Below are 25,515 nucleotides of genomic sequence, written 5' to 3' on the forward strand. Positions count from 1 at the left end.
TCCCCCTGTAACCTGTTACACACGTAAAAAGCTAGAGGTTTCCCTAGCTTTTTACGTGTTTTAAATATCCTCTTTGTGCAATCATAAAGTAAATTGCCGAAGCTACAATATATGCTCCAATAACAATCGCACCTGATTTCCATAAATCTAAATAAAGCATTTTCCCTAATGTATGAAGAGCAAATCCGCTATGCAATGTACCAATGAGAATTGGAATAAAGAAAATGACTCCCATTTGGCGAATAGCAATTTTATGAATTTCTTTATCTGTCATACCGATTCTCTTTAATGACTTAAATTGAATACGATCTTGTTCTTTATCATTAAACCATTTAAAGTATGTCATGCTGCAAGCAAAGAAGAAAAATAGTACTGCTACAAAGAAACCGATGAACATTGTAATTGCCCCTTGTTCCTTTATTGCTTTATAAGTAAGAACTGAATTATGGAAATTCTGTTGTTGTTCTTGTGCAATTTCTTTTTTCAAGTCTACTACAAGATTCTCTGTTCCTTTCCAGTCTCCAATATAATATCCGTAATATTTTGTCTTTTCTTCATCTGATACAACCTTTGCATATTTCACAAAGTCTTGATCATTAACAATAAGGTACCCTTCATCGTTAAAAACAGATTGTGAAATTGGATCATTTAGCTTAATAGATTGTTTTTGTCCGTTCAGCGTGAACTCAAATGGTTTTGTACGATCTAACTTCACAAAGTCATTCATCATATCAATTAAAACCATCGTTGCGCTTTCTGGTGCATTATGAACTTCCTCTTTCTTTTGCTTACGTGCTTCTGCATTATATTCTTTTTCTGAGATAATACCTAAAGGCATCTCATGATTGCCATTCAACCCCTCTATTTTCTGTGTTGCTGGAAGTTTTACATATGTTACTTTTCGTGCATCTTCAAACCCATGATTTTTCAATAACTCTTGCATTTTCTCTTCACTAATGATGTTATGTGTATTTACTCCCTTTTCCTCATATGAAATAGCATGCGGCGTACTAGCTACTGTTTTATAACTCATATCTTCAAAGAATACATACAGTGTACCAACCGCGGAAGAAACAACAGCTGTAATAATGGATATAACAAAGAGAAAACGAGCATTATCTTTCATTTTATAAATAAGATTACTAAGTACAAACATATTGGGATATGTATAAAAAGATTTTTTTCGTTTTTGTAACACCTTTAATACAACAGTGCTACCTTGCGTAAATAGTAAGTACGTTCCTCCAATTGTCAGTCCTACAATCGGTAAAAATAGCATAACGAAATTCATAAGCGTAACTTGGAAACAAAGTACATACGCGACAATAATACATAATATCCCGACTACACATAGCCATGTAAATGCGAAAGGCTCTACTTTTTGTTTTCTTGCTTCTCTTAATAAATCAATAATTTGCAAACGACCGACCGTCCAAAGACCGAATAATGATAGGATGAAAAAGAGAACGAAGTATACACTAGCTGTAATCAGAACTGCTTTTCCATTCCATACAAGTGGAAGTGTTTTATCTACACCAAGTAATACACTTAAAGCTTGAAAGAAGAGCTTTGAACAAAGCATACCAAGAGCGATCCCTACTACAATTGCGATTACACCTAAAATCATTTGCTCTAGTATAATCATACGACCAAGCTGCGCTTTTGTTCCACCTATTAATGTTAATAAACCAAACTCCTTTTTTCTCGCTCGTAAAAACGTTGAGTTAGCATATAAAATAAATAGTGCTGAAAAGATGACAATGATATAGTTCATTGATTCTAGCCCTTTTGTAACCATCGTCTTCATGCTAATGTTTCCGCTCACTACATCTGGATGATAAATGAAGGAAGCGTACATGAAAAATACTAAGATTGATAAACAACTACTAATAAGAAAAGCTTTATAATTACGCCAATTTCCTTTTACATTATTAAGCGCGAGCTGGCGAAAGTTCATGATATTCCCCCCCCTAGCATCGCAAGTACATCTAAAATTTCTTGGAAAAAGGCTTGCTTTGTTTTTCCTTTATGAATTTCTGAGAAAATTTCTCCATCGCGTATAAAGAGAATACGTTCGCAATAACTAGCTGCTACTGGATCATGTGTTACCATGGCAATTGTTACTTTTTTCTGTTCATGTAAATCTTGCAGTGCGCCCATTAAAGATTTCGCAGACTTAGAATCTAAATTCCCAGTTGGCTCATCTGCTAAAATTAATGTCGGTTCATGAATAATTGCTCGTGCAGCTGCCGCACGTTGTTGTTGTCCACCCGATACTTCATATACTTTTTTATTTAAAATTCCTTCGATATTTAAAAACTTCGCAATTTCAAGTACTTTCGTATCAATTTCTTTTACAGGGCGCTTCGCCATAACTAATGGCAAAATAATATTTTCTTTAATCGATAACGTATCAAGTAAGTTAAAGTCTTGGAAGATGAACCCTAAATGTGTACGGCGAAATTCCGCTAGTTTTGTAGCACGCATTTGACTAATCTCTTCACCATTCACATAAACATGGCCTGAAGTTTGCTTATCAATTGTTGCTAATAAATTTAGAAGTGTTGTTTTCCCACTTCCTGAAGGACCCATAATACCTACAAATTCGCCTTCTTCAATTTTAAAATTTATATCGTGTAAAGCAGTCGTTGCCACTGATCCTTTTGATTGATACACCTTCGTTAAACCTTTTACTTCAAGAACACTCATTTCTAAATCCCCCTATGTGCTTTCTTCTTACATTTACTATAAGAAAAATAAGAAAAAGAAACGAGTGATTTTCCTTACAAAACCGTTTGTTATCTTACAATTTTGTCATTTTTCTCATCAATGCATGATATTCTTCATCTTTTGCAAATTGGAATGTAAATGTTGTACTTTCTCCTTCGGTTGATTGCACGTAAATTCCGTGATGAAGATTATCACAAATTTCCTTTGTAATATATAATCCCATTCCTGTTGCTTCTCTTGTTTTTCTTCCATTTGTTCCTGTAAAGAATGGTTCAAAAACTCGTTTGATGTCTTGCTTTGGAATACCAATTCCAGTATCACAAATATGTAATAAAACTGTCTGTTCCTTCTCCTCTATTTGAAACTGAATTTCTTTCTTATCCACTTGCGAGATTTTTGTGTATTTAATTGCATTCATAACAATTTGATTGATTGCAATACTAATCCATTTTCGATCGGAAGCGATTGTACACGTTTCTTCTTCAAACATTACTTTCGGATATACAGAAGATTGAATGAAAAATTTTCGATTTTGGTTAATAACCTCTCGAACAACCTCTAGTACATTTACTACCTCCACTTTGTAATCTTTTGCAAACTGTTCTAACCTTGCCATATGTAACGCTAAATCTAAACCATGTAAAATACGATTATTTTCTTCACGAATACTTTCAACCGTTTCTCTTGCTTCGCGATGCGCTTTACCAAATTTCTGCAACAGTAATTCAATCACTGAAACTGGTGTTTTCATTTGGTGAATCCATTGGTTCATAAAGATCATTTGCTGTTGATCTTTCGCATGCTGCTGGTGAACCTCATTCATATATTGCTGTCTAAGCAAAATGAATGCTTCTACAATCATTTCTTGTTCAGCCGTATAGGAAGCATCAATTAATAAAGAGTCATGTAACGTATGTCCTCCAGCAATGTATCGTTCGATTCTGTTTAAAAACACGCTGCGTTTTCGATAATCGTAAATCAGGTATATAATAAATACGATAGTCGCTAGTAAAAGGCCATACAACCATGTACTCCACTGTATCGATCGTTTCTCTAAAAGTCCTTGTAGTTGTAATACAAGTCCAAATAAGCAAAGGCTCACAATATATGAAACAATTAAAGGAAAACGATCAATGAGGTAACCCTTAAGCTTCATGCCCATCTCCCCACTCTGTAAGAAGTGCGTAACCGTATCCCCGCTTTGTTACGATTGCATTTACAATCCCAAGCTCCTCTAGCTTCTTTCGGACACGCTTTACGTTCACTGTTAATGTATTATCATCAACGAATGCTAGTTCATCCCATAATGCCTCTAAGAGCTCCTCACGCGTTACATATTGATTTGCCTGCTTCATTAAACACTCTAATAAATAAAATTCATTTTTTGTGAGCTCTATTTGTTTCCCTTGCCACTCAACTGTATGTTGTGATGGAAATAGCAGCAATCCCCTCACACCAAAGCAATCGCTTTCTGCCGATGAAGCATACTCACCGTATCCACGACGCAAGGCGCTTTTTACTTTCGCCATAACAATATCTAAATGGAATGGCTTTGCAATATAATCGTCACCACCGTTTTCAATTGCCATGACCTGATCCATTTCTCCGGTTCGTGCAGAGACAAAAATGATTGGTGCATTAGATACAGTTCGAATTTGACGACACCAGTAAAAACCATCAAAGTACGGGAGATTAATATCGAGTAAAACTAAATGTGGATTCACTTTCACAAATTCATCTTTTATATGGCGTAAATCTGCCACTCGAAATGATTGATAGCCATACTTCTCTAAATGTTCTTCTAATATCCCAGCAATCTTTTCGTCATCTTCTACAATTAATATTTTATACATATACTCCCTCTCCCTTGTTTCTTACTACGGAGTGACTATTTCTTTCATTCTTCTGAATTTAAAAATGAATATCTATTTTGATTTTCCAACGTATAAGTCATGGCTATGAAAAACAAAAGATGACCTCTACTTGCTTTCTCCTTTTGTTTTAACTTGGCATGGGGCAGAAAAAGGATCTGACCGTTTCTACGCTCGACCAGATCCTCTCTCCCACCTAAAGATTAGGCTTTCTAACGGTTTTTCAATCTGTATTTCTATCGCTTTGACTTCTAACATACAAATTGCGGCCTTGAAAACAAGAGGAAATCCCCACTCTTTTTCTCCCTCTGTTCTCACATGGCATGGGGCTCAAAAAGGCACTGACCGCTTCTACGCTCGACCAGATCCTCTCTCCCACCTAAAAATTAAGCTTTCTATCGGTTTTCCAATCTGTATTTCTATCGCTTTATTTACACTCCTTTCTCGATTATAAAAAAGACTGCCGTATTTTGGCAGTCTTAATCGATAAATTCGAATTGATATTCAAGAATTTTTACAATGTCACCATCTTTTGCACCGCGTGCACGAAGAGCTTCATCAATACCCATTCCGCGCATTTGACGAGCGAAACGACGTACAGATTCATCACGTGAGAAGTCTGTCATCTTGAATGTTTTCTCAATATCATAACCAGAAATGACAAATGTACCGTCACTTTCGCGTGTAATTTCAAACTTAGATCCTTCAGATTCAAATTTGTACATTACACTTGCTTCAGATTCGTCTACAACATCATGTACTGGGAATTCTGGTGTTGTTTCCACTAAGTTTGCTACTTCAAATAATAGATCACGAACACCTTGTTTTGTTACGGCAGAGATTGGGAAGATTTGAACTTCGTCTCCTACTTTCTCTTTAAATGCTTGTAAGTTTTCCTCTGCATCTGGCATATCCATTTTGTTTGCAACAACAACTTGTGGACGCTCTGTTAAACGCAGATTGTACTCTTTTAATTCAGCATTGATTGTAACATAATCCTCATATGGATCACGGCCTTCTAAACCAGACATATCAATAACATGCACGATAACACGTGTACGTTCGATATGACGTAAGAATTGGTGTCCAAGTCCAACGCCCGCATGTGCTCCTTCGATTAATCCAGGAAGGTCAGCCATAACGAAGCTGCGGTTATCACCAGTTTCAACAACACCAAGGTTTGGAACGATTGTTGTAAAGTGATATTCTGCAATTTTCGGACGTGCTGATGATACAACGGATAATAATGTTGATTTACCTACGCTTGGGAATCCAACAAGTCCAACATCCGCTAATACTTTTAATTCTAAGATTACATCACGTTCTTGACCTGGTTCCCCGTTCTCAGCGATTTCTGGTGCTGGGTTCGTCGGTGTTGCAAAACGTGAGTTACCACGGCCACCACGACCACCTCTTGCAATAACAGCTGATTGCTCATGCGTTACTAAATCCGCAAGAATTTGACCAGTTTCCTCATCTTTTACAACTGTTCCTGGTGGAACCTTTACGATTAAATCGTCAGCTTTACGGCCATGTTGCCCTTTGCTCATCCCGTGTTGACCGCGATCAGCTTTGAAATGACGTTGGTAGCGGAAGTCCATTAATGTACGTAAGCCTTCGTCAACAACGAAAACAACATCTGCACCTTTACCGCCATCGCCACCTGCTGGGCCACCCTTTGGAACATACTTCTCACGACGATACGCAACCATTCCGTTTCCACCGTCGCCGCCTTTTACATATATCTTGACCTGATCTACAAACATTATTTCACCACACTTTTTTCGATTGGTTGTAATATAACCGAGATTTCATCATCTCGCACTGTATAAGAAATGAAATACGATTCATTGTTTTGGTTTGTAAGCCACGTTTGTAGTTCTTCTACATTCGTTAGCTTGCCACGAAAATCAAAAAAGAAACGAGCATTCTCCGCGTCACATTCAATTGTGATACAAACATAATTTTCAACATAAACGTCTAAACTATGCTGAAGCATTGAGAAAAATTCATTCGTCCACGTACACACTTCTTCATCGTAATGAGATAAGTTATGTAATTTCCCTAATACTTCGTACTCCAATAAGCACGGCTGCTGTTTCCAATTATATGTTAAAATCCATTCTGAAAATAAAGGCATCGATAGCCCCATCAGATTGGATTCTTGTCTCGCTTCTTGGACAAAACGATCGATGAGCCCATGAATCTCTTCCACTCTTCCAAGGGAGAGGTTTCCTTTAATCATCTGCATACGATTGAGCCAATCATGCCTAGAATGGCTCAACGCATCTATAATTGTCCATTTTTTATTCATCCAGATACCCCTTAATATAGAAAAACTCTAACCTGCACTCAGGTTAGAGTTTTCCGTGAGTTTCTTATGCTTCTTGAGCAACAGGATATACGCTCACTTGTTTGCGGTCACGGCCAAGACGCTCGAAGCGTACTACGCCGTCAACTTTCGCGTATAAAGTGTCATCGCCACCACGACCAACGTTAACACCTGGATAAATTTTTGTACCGCGTTGACGGTAAAGAATTGAACCACCTGAAACCGTTTGACCATCTGCGCGTTTAGCACCAAGACGTTTTGACTGAGAGTCCCGACCGTTCTTTGTACTACCTACACCTTTCTTAGATGCGAAAAACTGAAGATCTAATCTTAACATACGTTACACCTCCTGCATTTTTTCTATTAAACGGATATACTTTCCGTAATCAAGTTCAATCGTCTTAAGCGAAACAACCAATCCTTCTAAAAGCGTTTGAGCTTTCTCTGCTGTATGAGCATCTAAATCATTAGGCAACTCATACGTTAAGAATCCACCATCACTTCCGAGCTCAATAGTTGCTTGCACATTACAAAGTACTTCCACTGCATTTATAGATCCAAACACGACCGCAGTTGTTCCAGCACAGACAAGGTCTTGTCCATGTGGTGCATAATCGGCATGCCCAGTCATTTTAAATGATTGGATACTTCCTAATTTCGTGCGACTTATCGTAATTTTAATCATCTTAACCAGAATTAAGCGTTGATTGCTTCAATCACTAGCTTAGTGTAAGGTTGACGATGACCTTGTTTCTTACGATTGTTCTTTTTCGCTTTGTATTTGAAAACGATGATTTTCTTAGCGCGACCTTGTTTTTCAACTTTCGCAGTAACTGTTGCACCTTCTACAACTGGGCTACCAACTTTCACGTTTTCGCCACCAACGAAAAGAACTTTGTCAAAAGTAACAGTTTCACCAGCTTCAGCATCTAATTTTTCAATGTAGATTTCTTGACCAGCTTCAACTTTAATTTGTTTTCCACCTGTTTCGATAATTGCGTACATACTTGCACCTCCTCATAATTACTAAGACTCGCCAAAACGAGGTAGACATAAAATGCCTTTTTGGAACCTGTCTTGTGCGGTTGTAGCATATAGCAGTTTAGGTGCTATAAACTATAACATAAAGATGTTATCACGAAACGTTGACTATTGTCAATAAATGTTCTGCTAACTATTTTTACGCAGCATCATTTCTTGCCTCGTTCCAAATCGAATAATTGCATATTTCTCAGCTTCTTCATCTGTGAAATAAACTTGGAACGGTATATTTTTTTGCAATTCTTTTTGTAAAAATATTTTTTGTACTTCTTTTGAAGCTGCAATTAATACCGCCTCGTCCTCCGAACTACTATATGTAACAAGTTCTCTTTCTAGCTCGTATGCAATTGATTCATGGGACTTTACATATCCTGTCGCCTGGCACGCTGAGCAATCGTCTAATAATACATCACGGAGCGAGTGTTTTTTTCGCTTACGTGTCATTTCTAAAATACCGAGCTCTGTAAATCTAAGAACACGTGTATATGTACGATCCCTTTGTAATGAGGAAATGAGCCTCTCTCTTACTTTTTCTTTATTTTCTTCTTTTTTCATATTAATGAAGTCAATTAAAATCATACCACCAATATCACGCAGTCTTAATTGACGAGCAATTTCTTCCGCAGCTATTTCATTCGTCCGTAATACCGTATCTTGCAAATTCTGCTTTCCAGTAAATTTACCGGTGTTCACATCAATTACCGTCATTGTCTCCATTTGCTCAATAATTAAATAAGAACCGTTTGATAACCACACTATTTTTTGCAGTGCTTTTTCAATCTCACGCTCCACACCATAGTGAATGAACATAGAAGTTGTTTCATTGTAAAACGAAACCTTTTCTTTTCCTACTTTATCTTGCAATTCCGGTACTATACTGCGTGTATCTACAATTACTTTTTCAATTGTTTCAATCGGATTTTCTTTAAATACACGATCTAAAAAGGTTGCTGGACGATGGAGTAATAACGGTGCCTTTCCATGCTCTTCTTTTCTTTTTAATTCTTTATACAGATCTTGAAAATGTTGCATTTCAATCTGCACTTCATCAATTGCACCTTTGTCACAAGCTGAACGGAAAATATATCCTCCGGTTCCCTCTACTTGAATTTCAAGCAATTGTTGCCGTTTTTTATTATTTTTTATTTTCCGGGAAACAGCGCGCATTTCATCATAAGGCATATAAACGACATATTTCCCGGTAAATTCTACATTCGCTGTTAATTTTGGCCCTTTTGTATCAATCGCTTCTTTTACCACTTGCACGAGCAATGCTTGTCCTTCGTGCACTCGATATGATGATGGAACATCATCATATGAAAGATAGGCATGTTTTTCTAAACCGATATTTACAAACGCTGCATTCATCCCAGCAATCGTTCGTACGACACGTCCCACATAAATATGCCCAACAATCTCTTGCTCTTGATTTCGTTGCCATAAAAGCTCAACAATCTTTTGTTTTTCTTCTACAGCAACCCGTTTTTCCGAACCAGTATAGTTGATGTATAACGTCTTCAAAATACTTTCCTCACTTTTTCATTTTCTTTTCCTCTTACAATATAAAAGGTTAGTGTCCTCGTCAACACTAACCGATTAACTCTTCCACAGATGAAGTAGTTCGTTTTTCGGTAAAATAAGCATAAAGCAATTCGTTTTCGTCTAATGTATAATGCTCTTTATATTTACCATGAACGATAATCGAGTGCTTATACCCTCTCCGAAACTTTGTGAAAATCGTGTATAATCGATCCTCAGTTCGCACTTCAATTGGAGCAATCTTTTCAATATCTCGCTTGTTTCCATAATAACGTTCTAGTAAAAAACGCATAAACGCATAGCGCCGTTGCTTCCATTCTTGATATAAAGAAATAGCTAAAAACAGAAGCAGCACCCACATCATAATACTATTACTATTCCAAAACAGTTGCCAACCTAATATTACACTAAAAAAAACACATGATATTTTCATCATTTTCTCATGCGCTTGTAAATAAGGAAATTGATGTGATAAAACATTAAACAATACTTTTCCACCATCTAGTGGCCAAATTGGTAGTAAATTAAACCCTAGAATCATTAAATTGTTCCATACAAAGAAATGATAAAGTTCCTCACTAAACCATCCTGCCCTAGCCAAAACATAAGCTAGCCCAATCATCCATACATGTTGAATAGGTCCTGCTATTACAACGATTAATTCTTCCTTTAACGGCTTATTCCCATGTTCCTCAAGCTCTGCCACCCCGCCAAACGGCAAAAGTTGTATTTGCTTGATTCTCCATTTATAATGAGCAGCTGCGAAGGCGTGCCCAAGCTCATGAATCAAAACGATACAAAATAAAAGTAGTAATTCTTTAAAACGCGCCGTAAAAATCCCAATAGCTATAATTCCCCAAAACAGTGGATGCACTGTAATTTTTGACAATACTTCACTATATTTATTCAAATGAAATCACCTGAATCGGATCGATAAATTTTTCATTCTTTTTAATTGCAAAATAGAACTTGCCATTCTTGTTATCCGCATTGGTCCCAACTGTTCCAACCTTTTGTTTCTTTTCAACATAATCATATAATTTTACATATGCCTCACCTAAATTTCCATACCATGATTCCGTACCATCTGCATGCTGGATCTCAACTATATTCCCAAACCCCTCTTTCTTACCAGCGAAAATAACAACCCCTTCATTTACCGATTCAACAGTTGTATTCGCGGCTGTTTGTACAAATACACCTTGGCCATCTTTTTGAAAACTTTGCATAACTTTCCCTGAAGCCGGAACTGCATAATCTTTTTGCTGTATGCCTTGCTTCTTTTCATTTGCAGGTAGAAAAGCGAGCGGTTTTCCAAATTGATTTTCGTACCACTTGGATACAGTAGCAAACTGAAATTCCTCTTGCATAACTTGTTTTACAACCGTTCTTGCTCCATCAAAAGAAGCTGGTGCATTTTTAAATAAAATGGCTACCGAGAGAACGAGAATCGCCGCTAATAAAAATTTAAATAAAAATACTTCCTTTCGAAAAAGAGGATGCACCTCTTTTTCACCTTCTTCAATGAACATCGTTTCTCCATCAAAGTTTCCTTCAGAAAAATACTGTTCTTCCTCGAGTCTCTCTTGTTCTTCTTTTCTCTTTGCAATCCGTTTTTTAATCTCTTCTACACGTCTATTCTTCATCCTGTCCCCTTCCTTTTGCCACCTCTTCTTGCAAGAGGCAAGTAAAGTGAAACTATCTTCCCTACTGATTATTTCCTCCGCAAATAGCAAGGAAAATAAAAGTTCTCTATTTTCCAAACTTTATACAGTTTGTACATATGTATGAACCCTAAGAGGAAGATATTCATGAGAATAAAAAAGAAAGCACCTCGCATACATGCGAAGTGCTTTTAACGAATTCCAAAGAAATTTTTCATCTTTGTAAAAACAGATACTTTTTCTTGCCCAAACGCTTGTAAAGGGACAGATTCACCTAGCAAACGTCTTGCAATATTCCGATAAGCTAATGATGCTTTTCCATTCGGCTGCAATGCTACAGGTTCACCTGTATTTGTAGCACGAATAACTTCATCATCATCCTCGACAACTCCGAGCAACTCAATTGAAAGTGTACGTACAATTTCATCTACATCTAGCATATCTTGCTCATGTAGCATATGGCTACGCACACGGTTAATAACAAGTTTTGGTGGTTCGATATCTTCTTTTTCTAAAAGCCCAATAATACGGTCTGCATCACGCATAGAAGATACTTCAGGCGTCGTTACAACAATCGCTTTGTCCGCACCTGCCACCGCGTTTTTGAATCCCTGCTCAATACCAGCAGGACAATCAATTAATATGTAATCATAGTCATAATCTTGACGTAATAGTTGTATTAACTCATCCATTTGTTCAGGTGTTACCGCTGACTTATCGCTCGTTTGTGCTGCAGGTAATAAATAAAGTTCATCAAAGCGCTTATCTTTTATAAGAGCCTGAGGTAAACGACAACGACCTTCGACGACATCAACAAGATCAAATACAATACGATTTTCTAGCCCCATTACTACGTCTAAGTTTCTTAGACCAATATCCGTATCAATTAAACATACTTTTTTCCCGGATAATGCTAAGGCTGTACCAATGTTTGCAGACGTTGTAGTCTTTCCTACCCCGCCTTTTCCAGATGTAATTACTATTGCCTCTCCCACAGCTATACAATTCCCCTTTCTAACTTTGTTAAATTAGGTCTAAGATGAGTGAGAAGTTGCAGGCGATCGACAACAATGTGATTGTTCTCATCAATATACGCACATTCCGCCGCCTCTGCTCCGTCTTCTTTCTCTTCCGGAGCCCGCATTGTCACATCACTAATTCGAAGTTGCATTGGATTCATAACAGATGCTGCAATGACAGCATCTGTATCCCCATAATATCCAGCATGCGCAATTCCTCGTAATGATCCAACGACAAAAATATTTCCCCCAGCGATAACCGTTCCGCCTGGATTGACATCTCCAATTAACAATAGATTTCCTTTTACATGCAATACTTGACCTGAGCGAACAATTTTGGAAACAGGGACAATTTCTGTTTCTTCTTTCCACGCTATTGCTTCAGCTTTTGTTATGACATCACTCTCAATGGAATCCACAACAAGATTTTTTTTATTACGAATCAAAGTGCGAATTTCTTCTTGCTGTACATCTGTCAAATAGCGATTACCAACTTTAACATGTACTTCGATTAATGAACGTCCATCACCATCGTAATAGTGAGTGGAAAGCTTTTCGTCCAGTTCTTGCAGTAATTCAGAGAATGAACAGCAATCATCTAAATGTAATGTCAGTCCATCTTTTGTCCCTTTTATCGTTATATTTTGTTGCTTTTTTTCTTCCACTAAAGTTCACCCCAACGATTCAATTCGACATAAAATTAGAAAATCCTTTTTTCTTTTTCTTCCATCGCTTTTGAAAGACGCACAAGATATCGTCTCAGTGGGAAACAAACTAGTAATAAGAAAATTCCATTTAACAATAAAGTAGCAAGGAGACGATCTGAGAAAAAGATATGCGCTGGTACATGAATACGTCCTAGTAGCGTTAAAAATCCATATACATAATACTCTAATGCTGCAATTCCCGTTAATACGATAAAAGAAACAATAAATAAATTCAATTGCAATACTCTCATCGTACTATACACAAGATACGCCAAAATTGGATAAGCAAATATATATACACCAACAAGTTCTGTATATACAGTATCAAATAAAAAACCAAATAATAGCCCATAGTAAATACCTTGTAAAGGACTAAAATAAACGGTAATAAAACATAGCACAATCATAAAGAAATGCGGAGCTGCAATACTGTCTTTCCAAAACAATGCTGTTGGAACTACAGTAGAAAACATATTTTCGAATAAAAACACAAAAAGAAGCAGCAGAGGAAGAATTGCTCTTTTCAAAATAGCCATATCTTCTCCCCCTTACTGTTCTAACGCTGCTGAGGGCATAACTCTTTTTGTAACCATAATATGGTCTACATCATTTAAATCCGCAGCAGGTTTTACGTAAGCTGTTTGTGTTAATCCATATTCATCTGGTGCAACATCTACAATTTTCCCAATTACTAACCCTTTCGGGAAAATATCACTTAATCCTGATGTTACAACCGTTTGATCTTTTTCTACTTTTACATCAGATGGAATCTTTGTGAAAACAAGAGATTGTTTTTCCTTGTCGTATCCTTCAATCAATCCAAAAATACGCTCTTGCCCTTCTACTACAGCAGAAATACGATTTGTTCGATTCAGTGAACTCAATAATTCTACAGTTGATGTAAATTGAGACACACTTTTCACTCGTCCGACTAGCCCTTTTGAAGTCATAACAGCCATATCCTTCTGGATTCCTTGCTGTGCACCTCTATCAATTCCGATTAAGTCATACCACTTGTCCGGATTGCGTGCAATCACTGTAGCTTGGATTGGCTTATAGTCACGAAGAGAATCTTTTTTATCAATCGTTTCACGAAGCTTCGCATTATCTTTTTCCAAATCTTTTACTTTCACGGATAATTCCGCATACTTATCTAATTTTTCTTTTAATGTTTTATTTTCTTCATACGTGCGCTTTACATCTTCTACGTTCTCAAAGAACCCGGCAACATAATTCGCTGGCTTTTGGAATACACGTTCTACAACACCGACAGTATCTTTTACAAACTGCTCTGGCCATGTTAGATTTTTCCGTTCTTTCAGTGAGATTCCAATCAATGCCACGAGAAGAATAATACTAACTAGCAAAACAATTAATCTTTTGTTTAAGAAAAACTGTGGCACGTTCACACCCTCTTAATTTCATTGATTTTTATTTTGGAATATTATCGAGCAGTTTTGAAAAGGTCGATATTATCTAAAGCTTTACCTGTTCCAATTGCTACACAGTCAAGTGGATTTTCTGCAACAAGAACTGGCATTTTCGTTTCTTCACTAATTACTTTGTCCAAGTTGCGAAGTAATGCACCGCCTCCTGTTAATACAATTCCACGGTCCATAATATCCGCTGCTAATTCAGGTGGCGTTTTTTCTAATGTGTTTTTCACTGATTCTACAATTGCATCTACTGTATCTTTTAACGCATCTGCAATCTCTTCTGGCTTGATTAATACTGTTTTTGGTAAACCACTTACTAAATCACGGCCACGAATTTCCATTGGCTCAATACCTTCTGGCTCGCCTGCAGAACCGATTTCTAATTTTAATGCTTCTGCTGTTCTTTCACCGATCATTAAGTTGTAGCTTTTCTTAATGTATTGAATGATTGAATCGTCCATATCATCACCAGCAACACGAACAGATTGACTTGTTACAATCCCGCCTAAAGAAATGATCGCAACTTCTGTTGTTCCGCCGCCAATATCAACAACCATACTACCAGTTGGTTCCCAAACAGGTAAGTTTGCACCGATTGCTGCTGCAAATGGTTCTTCAATTGGATATGCATCACGCGCACCTGCTTGGCGAGTTGCATCGATTACTGCACGTCTTTCTACAGCAGTAATACCAGATGGCACACATACCATTACATATGGCTTACGAGAGAAAAATCCATTTGATTTTTGCGCTTGTTGAATATAGTATTTCATCATTGTCGCTGTTGTTTCATAATCAGCGATTACACCATCTTTCATAGGGCGAAGAGCCACTACGTTTCCTGGTGTACGACCAATCATTTGTTTTGCATCGCTACCAACTGCAACGATTTGTTTCGAATCAGTTTGCAATGCTACAACTGAAGGTTCACGTAAAACTACACCTTTTCCTTTCACGTATACAAGCGTGTTTGCTGTTCCTAAATCAATTCCAAGATCACGAGTAAAACCACCAAATCCAAACATATCATCTATCTTCCTTTCTCATTTTCACGGACTCATTTTCTTACTTTATATTTATAATAAAACAGTACGTTTTTATATTTTCTATCCTTTATTGTAAGCGAATGCCTACAAAAAACTCATAAATCACATTATAAAACAAAATAGGTAAAAAGAATAGTCTTAAATATGACCTTTTTCTTTTAAACTCACGAATTTATGGTCGCCTATAATAATGTGATCAAGGACTTCAATCCCAATGATCCTTCCACATTCTACCAATCGTTTTGTCACTTCAATATCTTCCCGACTCGGTGTAGGATCTCCTGAAGGGTGGTTATGCAGACATATAATAGAGGCTGCTGCGCGACGAAAAGCTTCTTTGAAAACCTCGCGAGGATGCACAATTGAGGCATTTAAACTCCCAATAAACACAGTCTGCCGATGCATAACTTGATTTTTCGTATTCAAGTATAAACAGACAAAGTGCTCTTGTTGTAAAAAACGCATCTCTTCCATCATATAACTAGCGCAATCTTCTGGACTCCGAATACTATATCGATTTTGGTACTCTAAACGCACCATCCTTCTCCCTAGTTCAAAAGCAGCGATTAACTGAGAGGCCTTTGCTATTCCTACACCATGAATACTCGTCATCTCTTCTATTGTAGCATCTTTTAACATTCGTAATCCGTCAAAATGATATAAAATTTGATCCGCTAATGTTAGAACTGATTCTTCTTTAGAACCAGTTCTAAGTAGCACTGCGAGAAGTTCCCGATTCGATAAACTGCTTGCTCCTTCTACTAATAAACGCTCCCGTGGTTGTTCTTCTTTCAAAACATCACGAATACCGTTCATATTTTCACTCCTTTTTCAATTTTTCCCAAAGAAAACCCCATGCAATTTTACGCATGGGATGCATCATTATCGAACTGTTTTAATTCACGAACAAGTCGTGCAATTGGTAATCCCACTACACTGTAGTAATCTCCCTGAATATGTTGAACAAAGATAGAACCTTTTCCTTGAATACCGTAACTTCCAGCCTTATCAAGTGGTTCTTTCGTCGCAATATACGCATCAACCTCTTCTTCTGTTAACTCCCAAAACGTAACTTCTGTACGTTCGTAGAAAGTTACTGTTTTTTCTTTTGAAATGAGCGCAACGCCTGTATATACTTCATGTATTTTTCCTGATAATAGCTGCAGTATTTCTTTCGCTTCCGCTTCATCTTTAGGCTTTCCAAGAATACGCGATTCATATGTAACAATTGTATCTGCACCTAATACCACACTATCTTCGTGATTTTCTACTACAGCAGACGCTTTTTGCAAAGCAAGTGACATCACAATATCAGCGGGCGATGAATACGCACCGATTGTTTCTTCTATTTCACTCACAACAATTTCAAATGGTACACCCGCTAGTTCAAGTAATTCCTTCCGGCGCGGTGACCCAGATGCTAAAATAAGTTTTTTCATATATGCTCCTTTCTTACATAAAGCAGAAAAATATAGCTTGATCGTATCAAACAAATACCTTTCCTACAAATTGCAAAAACATCATTTTCTTTTTAAGAAATGATGTTTTCTCACTATAAGGTGAAAACATTTCTATAGCTATATAATTCAAAAGAAAAGAAAGAAGTATGCATACTTCTTTCCTCTTATTCCATTATCCTACTCTTTGGCTTTTTGCGAAACCACTTTTTCATAAGAAAGCAAACCATCAATGATAACTTGATTCAATTTAGCTACTGCTTCTTTATCAGTCTTTCCTTCTTTTATTGTTTGCACAGCTACTGATGCATACGTATATATTTTTTTTACATCCTCACGCTTAATTGATTTCCCCTCTTTTTCAATTGCCTTCCATTCCTTTTCAATCGCTTCTATTTCTTTTGAATTACTTTTACTTCCAGGTTGTATACTAGTCGCGTATTTTACAAAATGGACGTATAAGAGTTGTAACTTACTTAACAATGGACCAGATTCTTTATCGCTTTTCAGCAATGCCCGATCTGTAATTTCCCATTTCTTTTTCAAAACTGATACGCCATCTTTCTTATATTGTCCGATTAATTTATCTAACGATTGCTCATCACTAGCAATTCCAACTACAAGTGAATACTTATCATCAGTCGGTTTAATCGCTGCTATGCCCCCATTGTCTTTCCATTCCTGAGTAGCTGCCTGTCCTTTTTCTTCAGAAGAATAGAGACCTCCCTGAACGAAATATAAAGTGATTGGTTCTAAAGCAGCTGCATTCCCCACCTTTTGTTTTTCTTCTTTTTTCTCCCCAGCTGTTACTTCTTTTTGCTCTGCTCCATTATTCTTTTCTCCACTTGTTATCGTAGCTTCCCGAACTGTACCTTGTCCCGTTAACAAGTGAAGCATTCCCATCCCTAACACTGTGCCAATGATAACCGCAGTAGCAACTGTAAAAATAAGCACATTATTCCATTTCTTTCGGTGCTGCCGGATAGATGGTAACTTATTTTTTTGAAAGGGCACTACATTTTGCGACGTTTCACTATCAACTACCATCCAATCAAATTCTTCCTTTTCTTTCTGCTTTTCTTCATACTTTGCTTCCGTTCCGTTTACTTTAACCGAGATTGTTCGTGATTGCTTGTCCATACCCTCACACCTCACCTCTTATCATTGTCCGCATCATATCATATTCACTTCACAAAAAAACGAGATATCTGTCGGAGGGATTCGTCAAATTTTCCCATATAGTTATCTTATCCCGCATTAATAGGCAGTAATATCCCCTACCTCAAAATTGCGGATAAAAATTATGAAGGTTGCTAGGGGATAAACTGCCCCTAAAAGCCCGATTGGTGAAGGCTAACCATCAGTGGGAAATAAAAAAACCTCCACTGATGGAAGTTTCACTTTATATGTATGTATTTGACTTCATTTGTAGAACAAAAAACTAGGGCAGCAAGTTGCTGTCCTAGTTTTTTTCACGAATGTATTTTCTAACTTCTGAAATAAAGTAAAGAGAGCCTGTTATGATGAAAACATCATTTTCTTGGAGGTTGTTCATTTTCGCATCAATAGCTTCTTTCCAATTCTCAAAAACTTGTTTTGTTTCCTTACGTGAGTAATCTGCAAGCTCCTCAGCAGAAATCGCACGATCAAATGTGAATGTTGTAAAAGTCATTTCATCTGCAATTGTTTCTAATTGCCCTACCATATTGTCTAGCTGTTTATCACCTAAAGCGGTAAATAAAACAAGGATGTTTTTATCGTTATAATGAGCCTTTACTGTTTTCACAAGGCTTGCAATTCCTTCTGGATTATGAGCGCCATCTATAATTACGTCCGGATTGCTTTGCAGTCGTTCAAATCGGCCAATCCAATATGCTTCACTTAATCCTACGCCAATATGCTCTTCCTCCATTAAGAATGATAGGTATGTTTTAAGATACATAATCCCCATCAACGCCAATGCTGCATTTCCGACTTGATGACTTCCTTTCATCGAAATCTGAACTTCCTCAAATGAAGCAAACGGGCAAGAAAAATCAAAATGCTCTCCATCTTCATCGGAACGCTGATGAACAGCTGTAAATTGCTTTCCAAACTCATATAGATTTGCAGTCTTTTCCTGAGCAACCTTTTGGATAACCTCAAGTGCTTCTTCATCCTGCACACCAGTAATAACAGGAACTCCTGATTTAATAATTCCTGCTTTTTCGTACGCAATTTCAGCTAATGTATTCCCTAAAATATGCATATGATCATGGCCGATATTTGTAATCATTGTAAGAACTGGATGAACTACATTTGTAGAATCAAAACGACCACCAAGCCCTGTTTCAAACAAGACGATGTCACAGAAGTTTATTTTACCAAAATAGCAGATTGCCATTACTGTAATAATTTCAAACTCCGTTGCTTCTCCTAAATCTGTTTCATCTAATTTTTCAACAACCGGTTTTACCATATTTACAAGCTCAGTAATTTCTTTATCTGCAATCGGTGTACCGTTAACACTAATTCGCTCATTAAATGTTTCAATGTATGGAGACGTAAATGTACCAACTTTATATTTTCCCGCCTCTAGCATATAACGCATATATGTTAAAGTTGAACCTTTTCCATTTGTTCCTGCAAGATGAACGCATTTTATGTGACGCTCAGGATTTCCAAGCTCCCCTAGCATCCACTGCATTCTCTCTAATCCTGGTTTAATTCCAAACTTTAATCGGCTATGAATCCAATCTATCGATTCTTCGTATGTATGTACCACGCTTGCCATTCCCCTTTCAAATCAATAAAAAAGAACTAAAACAAAGAATTATCCTAGCTCTATTATACGCAAATAAAAGAGACTCACCAATATGGCGAGTCTCTTTCGAATGACTTTATTTTTGAAGATCAGCTAGACGTTGACGAACTGCTTCGCGTTTTTCTAGATAATCTTGCTCTTTTGCACGCTCTCCTTCAATAACTGCCGCTGGTGCTTTTGCTACGAAACCTTGGTTTGCAAGTTTCTTCTGTACACGTTCTACTTCTTTATCGAACTTCTCAAGTTCTTTTTCAAGACGCGCTTTCTCTTCATCAAGATTGATAAGATCAGCTAACGGTAAGAATAACTCTGCACCTGATACGATTGCAGTCATCGCTTTTTCTGGCGCTTGTAAATCAGTCTTAATTGTTAATTCACTTGGATTACAGAAACGCTCAATGTAAGAGCTGTTTTTCATAAGCTGTGCTAGTACTGCTTCGTCTTTTGCTTTAATTTGCATTTGAACTTTTTTGCTCATTGGCGTATTTACTTCAGCACGAATGTTTCGAACAGAGCGAATGATATCAACTAGAAGGTGCATTTCTGCTGCCGCTTCTTTATCTTGTAAATCTTCGCGAACTGTCGGCCATGCTGCTACTGTAATAGATTCACCTTCATGCGGTAAGTGTTGCCAAATCTTCTCTGTTACGAATGGCATGAATGGGTGTAGTAGACGCATCGTTTGGTCTAGTACGTATGCTAGAATTGAACGAGTTGTTTTCTTAGCCACTTCATCTTCACCGTATAATGGAAGTTTCGCCATTTCAATATACCAATCACAGAAATCATCCCAAATGAAGTTGTATAATGAACGGCCAGCTTCACCGAACTCATATTTATCCATGTTACGTGTTACACTTTCAATCGTTTCATTTAAGCGGGTTAAAATCCACTTATCTGCAACTGATTTTTCACCAATTAAATCGATATCTTCATATTTCATGTCATCCATGTTCATTAATACGAAACGGGATGCATTCCAAATTTTATTAATGAAGTTCCAAGTAGATTCTACTTTCTCCATGCTGAAGCGTAAATCTTGTCCTGGTGCACTTCCTGTTGATAAGAAGAAGCGCATTGCATCTGCACCGTACTTATCAATAACATCCATTGGATCAATACCGTTACCAAGAGATTTACTCATTTTACGTCCTTGCTCATCACGAACTAAACCGTGAATTAATACGTCTTTAAATGGGCGCTCTCCTGTAAACTCTAAACCTTGGAAAATCATACGAGATACCCAGAAGAAGATGATATCATAACCAGTTACTAGAGCATCTGTTGAATAGTAACGTTTGAAGTCTTCTGCATCTTCATTCGGCCAACCAAGTGTTGAGAATGGCCATAACGCTGAGCTAAACCATGTATCAAGTACGTCGTTATCTTGATTCCAGTTTTCAATATCTGCTGGTGCTTCCGTACCTACGTATACTTCACCAGTTTCTTTATGATACCAAGCTGGAATGCGGTGTCCCCACCATAATTGACGAGAAATACACCAGTCGTGAATGTTTTCCATCCAGCGTAAGTATGTGTTCTCGAAACGCTCTGGTACGAACGTTACTTTTTCTTCTTCTTTTTGTTGAAGTTCTACTGCCTTTTCTGCAAGTGGTCCCATTTTTACGAACCATTGTGTTGATAAGTAAGGCTCAACAACTGCACCGCTACGCTCACTATGTCCTACTGAATGCATATGAGGCTCGATTTCTACTAATACGCCAGCATCTTGTAAGTCTTTTACTAACTCTTTACGGCATTCGAAACGATCCATACCGTTATACTTACCAGCTTTTTCGTTCATCGTTCCATCTTCGTTCATTACTAAAATACGAGGTAAGTCATGACGGTTACCTACTTCAAAGTCATTCGGATCGTGAGCTGGTGTAATTTTCACAACGCCTGTTCCGAAATCTTTTTCTACGTACTCATCAGCAATAATCGGAATTTCACGGCCTACGATTGGAAGTGTAACTGTTTTTCCGATTAAATGCTTGTAACGATCATCTTCTGGATGAACTGCTACTGCTGTATCGCCAAGCATTGTTTCTGGACGAGTTGTCGCAAGTCGAATGTGACCAGATCCATCTGTCAATGGGTAGTTCATATGGTAGAATGCACCTTGAATCTCTTTATGAATTACTTCAATATCAGAAAGAGCTGTGCGTGTTGCTGGATCCCAGTTAATAATATATTCACCGCGGTAAATTAAACCTTTTTCGTATAATTGAACGAATACTTTATTAACCGCATCAGATAAACCTTCGTCTAATGTAAAGCGCTCACGAGAGTAATCTAATCCTAAACCAACTTTTCCCCATTGCTGACGAATGTGAGAAGCATATTCTTCTTTCCATTCCCATGCTTTCTCAAGGAATTTCTCACGGCCAAGATCGTAACGTGAAATACCTTCTTCACGAAGTTTTCCTTCTACTTTTGCCTGTGTTGCGATACCAGCATGGTCCATTCCTGGAAGCCATAATACATCGTAACCTTGCATACGCTTTGTACGCGTCAAAATATCTTGAAGCGTCGTATCCCAAGCGTGCCCTAAGTGCAGTTTACCTGTTACGTTTGGAGGCGGGATTACAATTGTATACGGCTGCTTTTCCGCATCTCCTTTTGCTTCGAAATATTTGCCGTCTAGCCACCATTTATAAAGGCCTTCTTCAACGGACATATGATCATATTTAGTCGGTAAATTCTTTTCCGTATTTGACATTATTTTCCCTCCTTAAAATAAAAAATGCCCCTCATCCAAAAAGGACGAGGGACATCGTGGTACCACCTTTATTTACAAACAAATTCAAAATTTGCTTATACTCTTAATTTGATAACGGACAGATCCGTCTTTTCCTAATGAGAATGACTCCGTTCAGAAAAGATGCTCCAGAGCTACCTTCTAACATGACTATCTAGAGAATCTCACAGCTAATAATTCTCCTCTCTGCAGACGTTTAATGTTATACTCTTCCCCTTCAACGCATTTATATAATTGTTATTTATTATATACAATAGTGTAAAAAACGAAACCATATTCGTCAAGATAAAAATATTTTTCAGCAAGTTTCTACAATTAATAAATTCTATTTTGATAAAAACAACATACAATTACCAATCAGCTTAACTAATTTCCCTGTAATATATACACGGAAAATGAAGGTACGCAGCACAAGCACCTTAGGTACTTACCTCGCATACTGTAATATTACCCTTTCATCTTTTAAGGTTCATGTGCAGCAATAGCCTTTCTATACGGAGGAATGATTATGCGACGATACCGACGCACCTACAATTTTTCGGCCCCTTCATGGGTTAGAAATTTACAAACGATGTTTGCTGATTTTGCAATTCCCCTTACGATTTTCCAAGGGATTCGTACATTACTACTTCCAACTTTCTTAGATTTCATCATCCTTATCATCTTTGTTGTAGCAACGATTCGCTTGCATTTTCAGCCGTAGCCTCAAGGACACTTGAGACTACGGCTGTTACTCATTCCCTTGCTGCGCTGCTTGTAATTGTGAAATAAAATATTCTATATTACTTACAAGCCAATGCGCCTGTTGTAACATTTTCACACCTTGAAGTTCTTGCTTTTCACTACGGCTCTGCTGTTTGCTTGTATAAGATTGGATTTGTCGAATAAATGGGGACGGATATGTTAGATACGCAAACATAAGGAGTTGTTCTTCTTTCGTAAACGGAAAATTCTTTTGATACACCTGATACCATTCAAAGCGATCGCTTCTCGTAATTGGATATGTGTTCAATGAGCGGGAATAAAAGCGAACAAGATCTTGAACTGGTGTTGCAAATTGAGACCTTTCTAAACTAATAAAATAACCATTTCGTTCATAATCGAATAAAAAATGATTCATCGATACATTGCCATGAATAAAAGAAACTCTTGTTTTTTCTTTTTCTTTCATCGCTTCATTCCACTCCGAAAGCTGTTTCGTTGCAAATTCACGCGCCCTCATCACATGATGAAAATACGTACAATACTGCAATTCAAACGGCGACATATACCATTTCGCCTCAGACTCTACGAGGAATTGCTCTAAGAATTCTCCATCTTTCTCCCAACGATCAGAGACATTTGTATAATGCTCCTCTAACGCTTCTTCAGTATACGTTTCTTCTTTTACCGTCCTTTGATGAAGCAGCGCTAGCGTCTGAAACATTTTATGATATTGATCATTGTCCTCTCCGTTCCCTTCTGCTCGCTCAAGCCAAGGCATTAAATAATAACTATATATTTCGTCACTCAAAATATGATTTCCATCTGTCGCATGGTAAATCGGTACATAATGTGTAAATCCCTTTTCACGTAAAAATTGAACATGATACATTAAATTATTTCGCTTCAATCGATGAGATGGTAATTTTTTTAATGCATATGGACCTTGATTCGTATAAATTTTTATTACACTCCCATGCTCTTCCATATGGTGGGCATCCAATTGATACCGCTGTACGATCGGCGCATAACGATCTCGCAATTCTATATCCATACGAATGATCCTCTCTCATTCAAAAACGTAAGATGAACTATAGTAAAAGAAAAGAGATGAGTGGAGAAAATTCTCCACTCACTTTGTCTTTGCTTTTGACACAGGTATATATATAATTTGCCCTGCAGTTAAATATACATCATCTGTTTGATTCACACGATGTAAATGCTGGACCGACGTTTCATATCGATCCGCAACCGATTCAATTGTATCCCCTTCTTGCACAAAATACATACGTAATTTCGTAAATTCTTCTTCCGGCTCTTTCGTAAACAATTTTGTTAAATATAATGCATTTTCATCCCGTTGTGAGTATGCCGTTTCTGCTTCTTCCTGTAATTCCTTTTCCTTCTTTTTCTGAAAATCCTTCCGGCCAAAGAATTCAAACTGTGGTGTAGTTTCTTTTGCTTCCTCTTCTCGTTCTTCCTCTTCATGTTCTTCTAGATCTTCTACCTCTTCTTCTAATTCTTGTTCTTTGCGCTCCTCTAATTGGAAAGGCTCAAATGCATAATCTTCCCATCCGTTTGATTCTGTATGAACTGTTACTTCTTCCACTTCTACCGGCAATGTATCCTCATCCACCAGTTTTATTTCCTCGGTTCTATCAACTTCCACATTCTCTATCTCTTCCTCTTGCACTTCATTCTGTATTCTCTCATCCTCACATAATCCAGATATCGATATGTCCGCTAATAGCTGTAAACAACCATTTTCCTTTAATTCATAATCGAATTCCTCAATGGAAACATACAATTCTTCAACTTGTTTCACTCGGTTTCGTGGAATCGAAATTTCTAACGGAAAAGAGTGCACAAGTTCGTTTACACCATCTTCTCGCGTTTCTACATAATCAATGGATTTTGCTGGAGATAAATCTCGTAATGAAAACGCAGAATCATCTTGCCTTGCAACATATTCTCCCGTTAAATCCAATTGACCTCTCACAATTACTTCGTATTCAAGCTCTTCTATCTCAACGTCTGGATCTAACGAAATTGACAAAAGTTCTTCGACTTCCTGTCCTTTTTGGAACCAAACCGATTCTTTTAATGAAAAACGTAATGAATGATCTGTTGCCACTTCTTTTCCCCCTCCCAAACTGTATGTCATTACAGGTTTATGTGTCTGGGAATCATTTTATGAGTAAAAAATCGAACTGCACATGTGATCTTCCTATTCATTTTTCATATATCGACGCTTTTTAAAATATATCGGCATTCCGACAATATGCGACATGATCTCTAGTCATTAATAAAAAAGGTTGCCAGGACGATCCGAGGCCACTGAAAAAGTCCTTATAGTTAAAAAAGTGAAAGCTTCCTCGATGAAATCGAGGAAGCTTTCACTTTTTTC

25 protein-coding genes and 2 other annotated features are annotated in these 25,515 nt (G+C 37.4%); of the genes, 1 reads left to right on the top strand and 24 read right to left on the bottom strand.

The genetic code is table 11. The annotated features are described in order from the left end of the window. Window positions 1–43: 43 nt before the first annotated feature. The 22 genes from JDS96_RS10190 to JDS96_RS10295 all read right to left on the bottom strand — a co-directional run bounded on the left by JDS96_RS10190 (window position 44) and on the right by JDS96_RS10295 (window position 22,367). Window positions 44–1,957 (bottom strand): ABC transporter permease, encoded by a 1,914-nt coding sequence (locus JDS96_RS10190; protein WP_199666722.1) that lies wholly within the window; start codon window positions 1,955–1,957, stop codon window positions 44–46. Then, window positions 1,954–2,709 (bottom strand): ABC transporter ATP-binding protein, encoded by a 756-nt coding sequence (locus JDS96_RS10195; RefSeq protein ID WP_142308397.1) that lies wholly within the window; start codon window positions 2,707–2,709, stop codon window positions 1,954–1,956. The genes JDS96_RS10190 and JDS96_RS10195 overlap by 4 nt, the downstream gene beginning before the upstream one ends. 94 nt (window positions 2,710–2,803) lie before the next feature. Continuing rightward, entirely contained in the window at window positions 2,804–3,886 is a 1,083-nt protein-coding gene (locus tag JDS96_RS10200; protein WP_199666723.1) for a HAMP domain-containing histidine kinase, read from the bottom strand. After that, on the bottom strand, window positions 3,876–4,583 hold the full coding sequence (locus JDS96_RS10205; RefSeq protein WP_003200854.1) for a response regulator transcription factor: 708 nt from the start codon (window positions 4,581–4,583) through the stop codon (window positions 3,876–3,878). The genes JDS96_RS10200 and JDS96_RS10205 overlap by 11 nt, the downstream gene beginning before the upstream one ends. 497 nt (window positions 4,584–5,080) lie before the next feature. Then, window positions 5,081–6,367 (bottom strand): GTPase ObgE, encoded by a 1,287-nt coding sequence (gene obgE, locus JDS96_RS10210; RefSeq protein WP_003200852.1) that lies wholly within the window; start codon window positions 6,365–6,367, stop codon window positions 5,081–5,083. Beyond that, entirely contained in the window at window positions 6,367–6,915 is a 549-nt protein-coding gene (locus tag JDS96_RS10215) for a sporulation initiation phosphotransferase B (RefSeq protein ID WP_003208615.1), read from the bottom strand. The genes obgE and JDS96_RS10215 overlap by 1 nt, the downstream gene beginning before the upstream one ends. Window positions 6,916–6,979: 64 nt before the next feature. Continuing rightward, on the bottom strand, window positions 6,980–7,270 hold the full coding sequence (gene rpmA, locus JDS96_RS10220; RefSeq protein ID WP_000944957.1) for a 50S ribosomal protein L27: 291 nt from the start codon (window positions 7,268–7,270) through the stop codon (window positions 6,980–6,982). Between the two features lie 3 nt (window positions 7,271–7,273). Beyond that, window positions 7,274–7,618 (bottom strand): ribosomal-processing cysteine protease Prp, encoded by a 345-nt coding sequence (locus tag JDS96_RS10225; protein WP_006096063.1) that lies wholly within the window; start codon window positions 7,616–7,618, stop codon window positions 7,274–7,276. 11 nt (window positions 7,619–7,629) lie between these two features. Then, window positions 7,630–7,938 (bottom strand): 50S ribosomal protein L21, encoded by a 309-nt coding sequence (rplU, locus tag JDS96_RS10230; protein ID WP_003200848.1) that lies wholly within the window; start codon window positions 7,936–7,938, stop codon window positions 7,630–7,632. 14 nt (window positions 7,939–7,952) lie between these two features. Continuing rightward, window positions 7,953–8,030: a sequence feature (ribosomal protein L21 leader region), on the bottom strand. 73 nt (window positions 8,031–8,103) lie between these two features. Then, window positions 8,104–9,495, bottom strand: a complete 1,392-nt coding sequence (locus tag JDS96_RS10235; protein ID WP_199666724.1) for an Rne/Rng family ribonuclease — start codon at window positions 9,493–9,495, stop codon at window positions 8,104–8,106. Between the two features lie 67 nt (window positions 9,496–9,562). Next, a complete protein-coding gene (locus JDS96_RS10240; RefSeq protein ID WP_033797282.1) occupies window positions 9,563–10,423 on the bottom strand; it encodes a M50 family metallopeptidase in 861 nt (286 codons plus the stop codon). After that, window positions 10,416–11,159, bottom strand: coding sequence for a M23 family metallopeptidase (locus JDS96_RS10245; RefSeq protein ID WP_199666725.1), 744 nt, complete (start codon window positions 11,157–11,159; stop codon window positions 10,416–10,418). Before JDS96_RS10245 ends, JDS96_RS10240 begins: the two co-directional genes overlap by 8 nt. A 209-nt stretch (window positions 11,160–11,368) precedes the next feature. Beyond that, window positions 11,369–12,172, bottom strand: coding sequence for a septum site-determining protein MinD (gene minD / locus JDS96_RS10250; RefSeq protein WP_003200838.1), 804 nt, complete (start codon window positions 12,170–12,172; stop codon window positions 11,369–11,371). A gap of 2 nt (window positions 12,173–12,174) precedes the next feature. Continuing rightward, window positions 12,175–12,861 (bottom strand): septum site-determining protein MinC, encoded by a 687-nt coding sequence (minC, locus tag JDS96_RS10255; protein ID WP_003200837.1) that lies wholly within the window; start codon window positions 12,859–12,861, stop codon window positions 12,175–12,177. 35 nt (window positions 12,862–12,896) lie between these two features. Further along, the gene (gene mreD / locus JDS96_RS10260) at window positions 12,897–13,439 is read right to left on the bottom strand and encodes a rod shape-determining protein MreD (RefSeq protein ID WP_003200835.1); all 543 of its coding nucleotides are present in this window, start codon (window positions 13,437–13,439) and stop codon (window positions 12,897–12,899) included. Window positions 13,440–13,451: 12 nt separating this feature from the next. Then, a complete protein-coding gene (gene mreC, locus JDS96_RS10265; RefSeq protein ID WP_018764385.1) occupies window positions 13,452–14,306 on the bottom strand; it encodes a rod shape-determining protein MreC in 855 nt (284 codons plus the stop codon). A 41-nt stretch (window positions 14,307–14,347) separates the two neighbouring features. Then, the gene (mreB, locus tag JDS96_RS10270; protein ID WP_003200832.1) at window positions 14,348–15,364 is read right to left on the bottom strand and encodes a cell shape-determining protein MreB; all 1,017 of its coding nucleotides are present in this window, start codon (window positions 15,362–15,364) and stop codon (window positions 14,348–14,350) included. A gap of 159 nt (window positions 15,365–15,523) precedes the next feature. Beyond that, window positions 15,524–16,201: a RadC family protein gene (radC, locus tag JDS96_RS10275; protein WP_003200830.1), complete on the bottom strand. Its 678-nt coding sequence runs from the start codon at window positions 16,199–16,201 to the stop codon at window positions 15,524–15,526. A gap of 47 nt (window positions 16,202–16,248) precedes the next feature. Further along, complete coding sequence (locus JDS96_RS10280) at window positions 16,249–16,824, bottom strand: Maf family protein (protein ID WP_199666726.1); 576 nt, start codon at window positions 16,822–16,824, stop codon at window positions 16,249–16,251. 198 nt (window positions 16,825–17,022) lie between these two features. Further along, window positions 17,023–17,982 carry a hypothetical protein gene (locus JDS96_RS10285; protein WP_006096067.1) on the bottom strand — a complete coding sequence of 320 codons (960 nt, stop codon included), beginning with the start codon at window positions 17,980–17,982 and terminating at the stop codon, window positions 17,023–17,025. 322 nt (window positions 17,983–18,304) lie between these two features. Then, window positions 18,305–19,606, bottom strand: coding sequence for a bifunctional folylpolyglutamate synthase/dihydrofolate synthase (locus JDS96_RS10290; RefSeq protein WP_199666727.1), 1,302 nt, complete (start codon window positions 19,604–19,606; stop codon window positions 18,305–18,307). A gap of 115 nt (window positions 19,607–19,721) precedes the next feature. Next, window positions 19,722–22,367 carry a valine--tRNA ligase gene (locus JDS96_RS10295; protein ID WP_199666728.1) on the bottom strand — a complete coding sequence of 882 codons (2,646 nt, stop codon included), beginning with the start codon at window positions 22,365–22,367 and terminating at the stop codon, window positions 19,722–19,724. Window positions 22,368–22,404: 37 nt separating this feature from the next. Further along, window positions 22,405–22,636 (bottom strand) — a binding site (T-box leader). A gap of 278 nt (window positions 22,637–22,914) precedes the next feature. Between JDS96_RS10295 and JDS96_RS10300 the strand changes: the two genes are divergently transcribed. Further along, window positions 22,915–23,109 carry a hypothetical protein gene (locus JDS96_RS10300; RefSeq protein WP_018764391.1) on the top strand — a complete coding sequence of 65 codons (195 nt, stop codon included), beginning with the start codon at window positions 22,915–22,917 and terminating at the stop codon, window positions 23,107–23,109. 27 nt (window positions 23,110–23,136) lie between these two features. Here the strand turns inward: JDS96_RS10300 and ysxE are convergent, their stop codons facing one another. Both ysxE and spoVID read right to left on the bottom strand, forming a co-directional pair. Beyond that, the gene (ysxE, locus tag JDS96_RS10305) at window positions 23,137–24,162 is read right to left on the bottom strand and encodes a spore coat protein YsxE (protein ID WP_199666729.1); all 1,026 of its coding nucleotides are present in this window, start codon (window positions 24,160–24,162) and stop codon (window positions 23,137–23,139) included. 78 nt (window positions 24,163–24,240) lie between these two features. Next, the gene (gene spoVID / locus JDS96_RS10310; RefSeq protein ID WP_080740069.1) at window positions 24,241–25,272 is read right to left on the bottom strand and encodes a stage VI sporulation protein D; all 1,032 of its coding nucleotides are present in this window, start codon (window positions 25,270–25,272) and stop codon (window positions 24,241–24,243) included. Between the last annotated feature and the right edge of the window lie 243 nt (window positions 25,273–25,515).

This window comes from Bacillus cereus group sp. N21 (assembly GCF_016483395.1).
In the GTDB taxonomy this organism is placed as follows: Bacteria; Bacillota; Bacilli; order Bacillales; family Bacillaceae_G; genus Bacillus_A; species Bacillus_A pseudomycoides.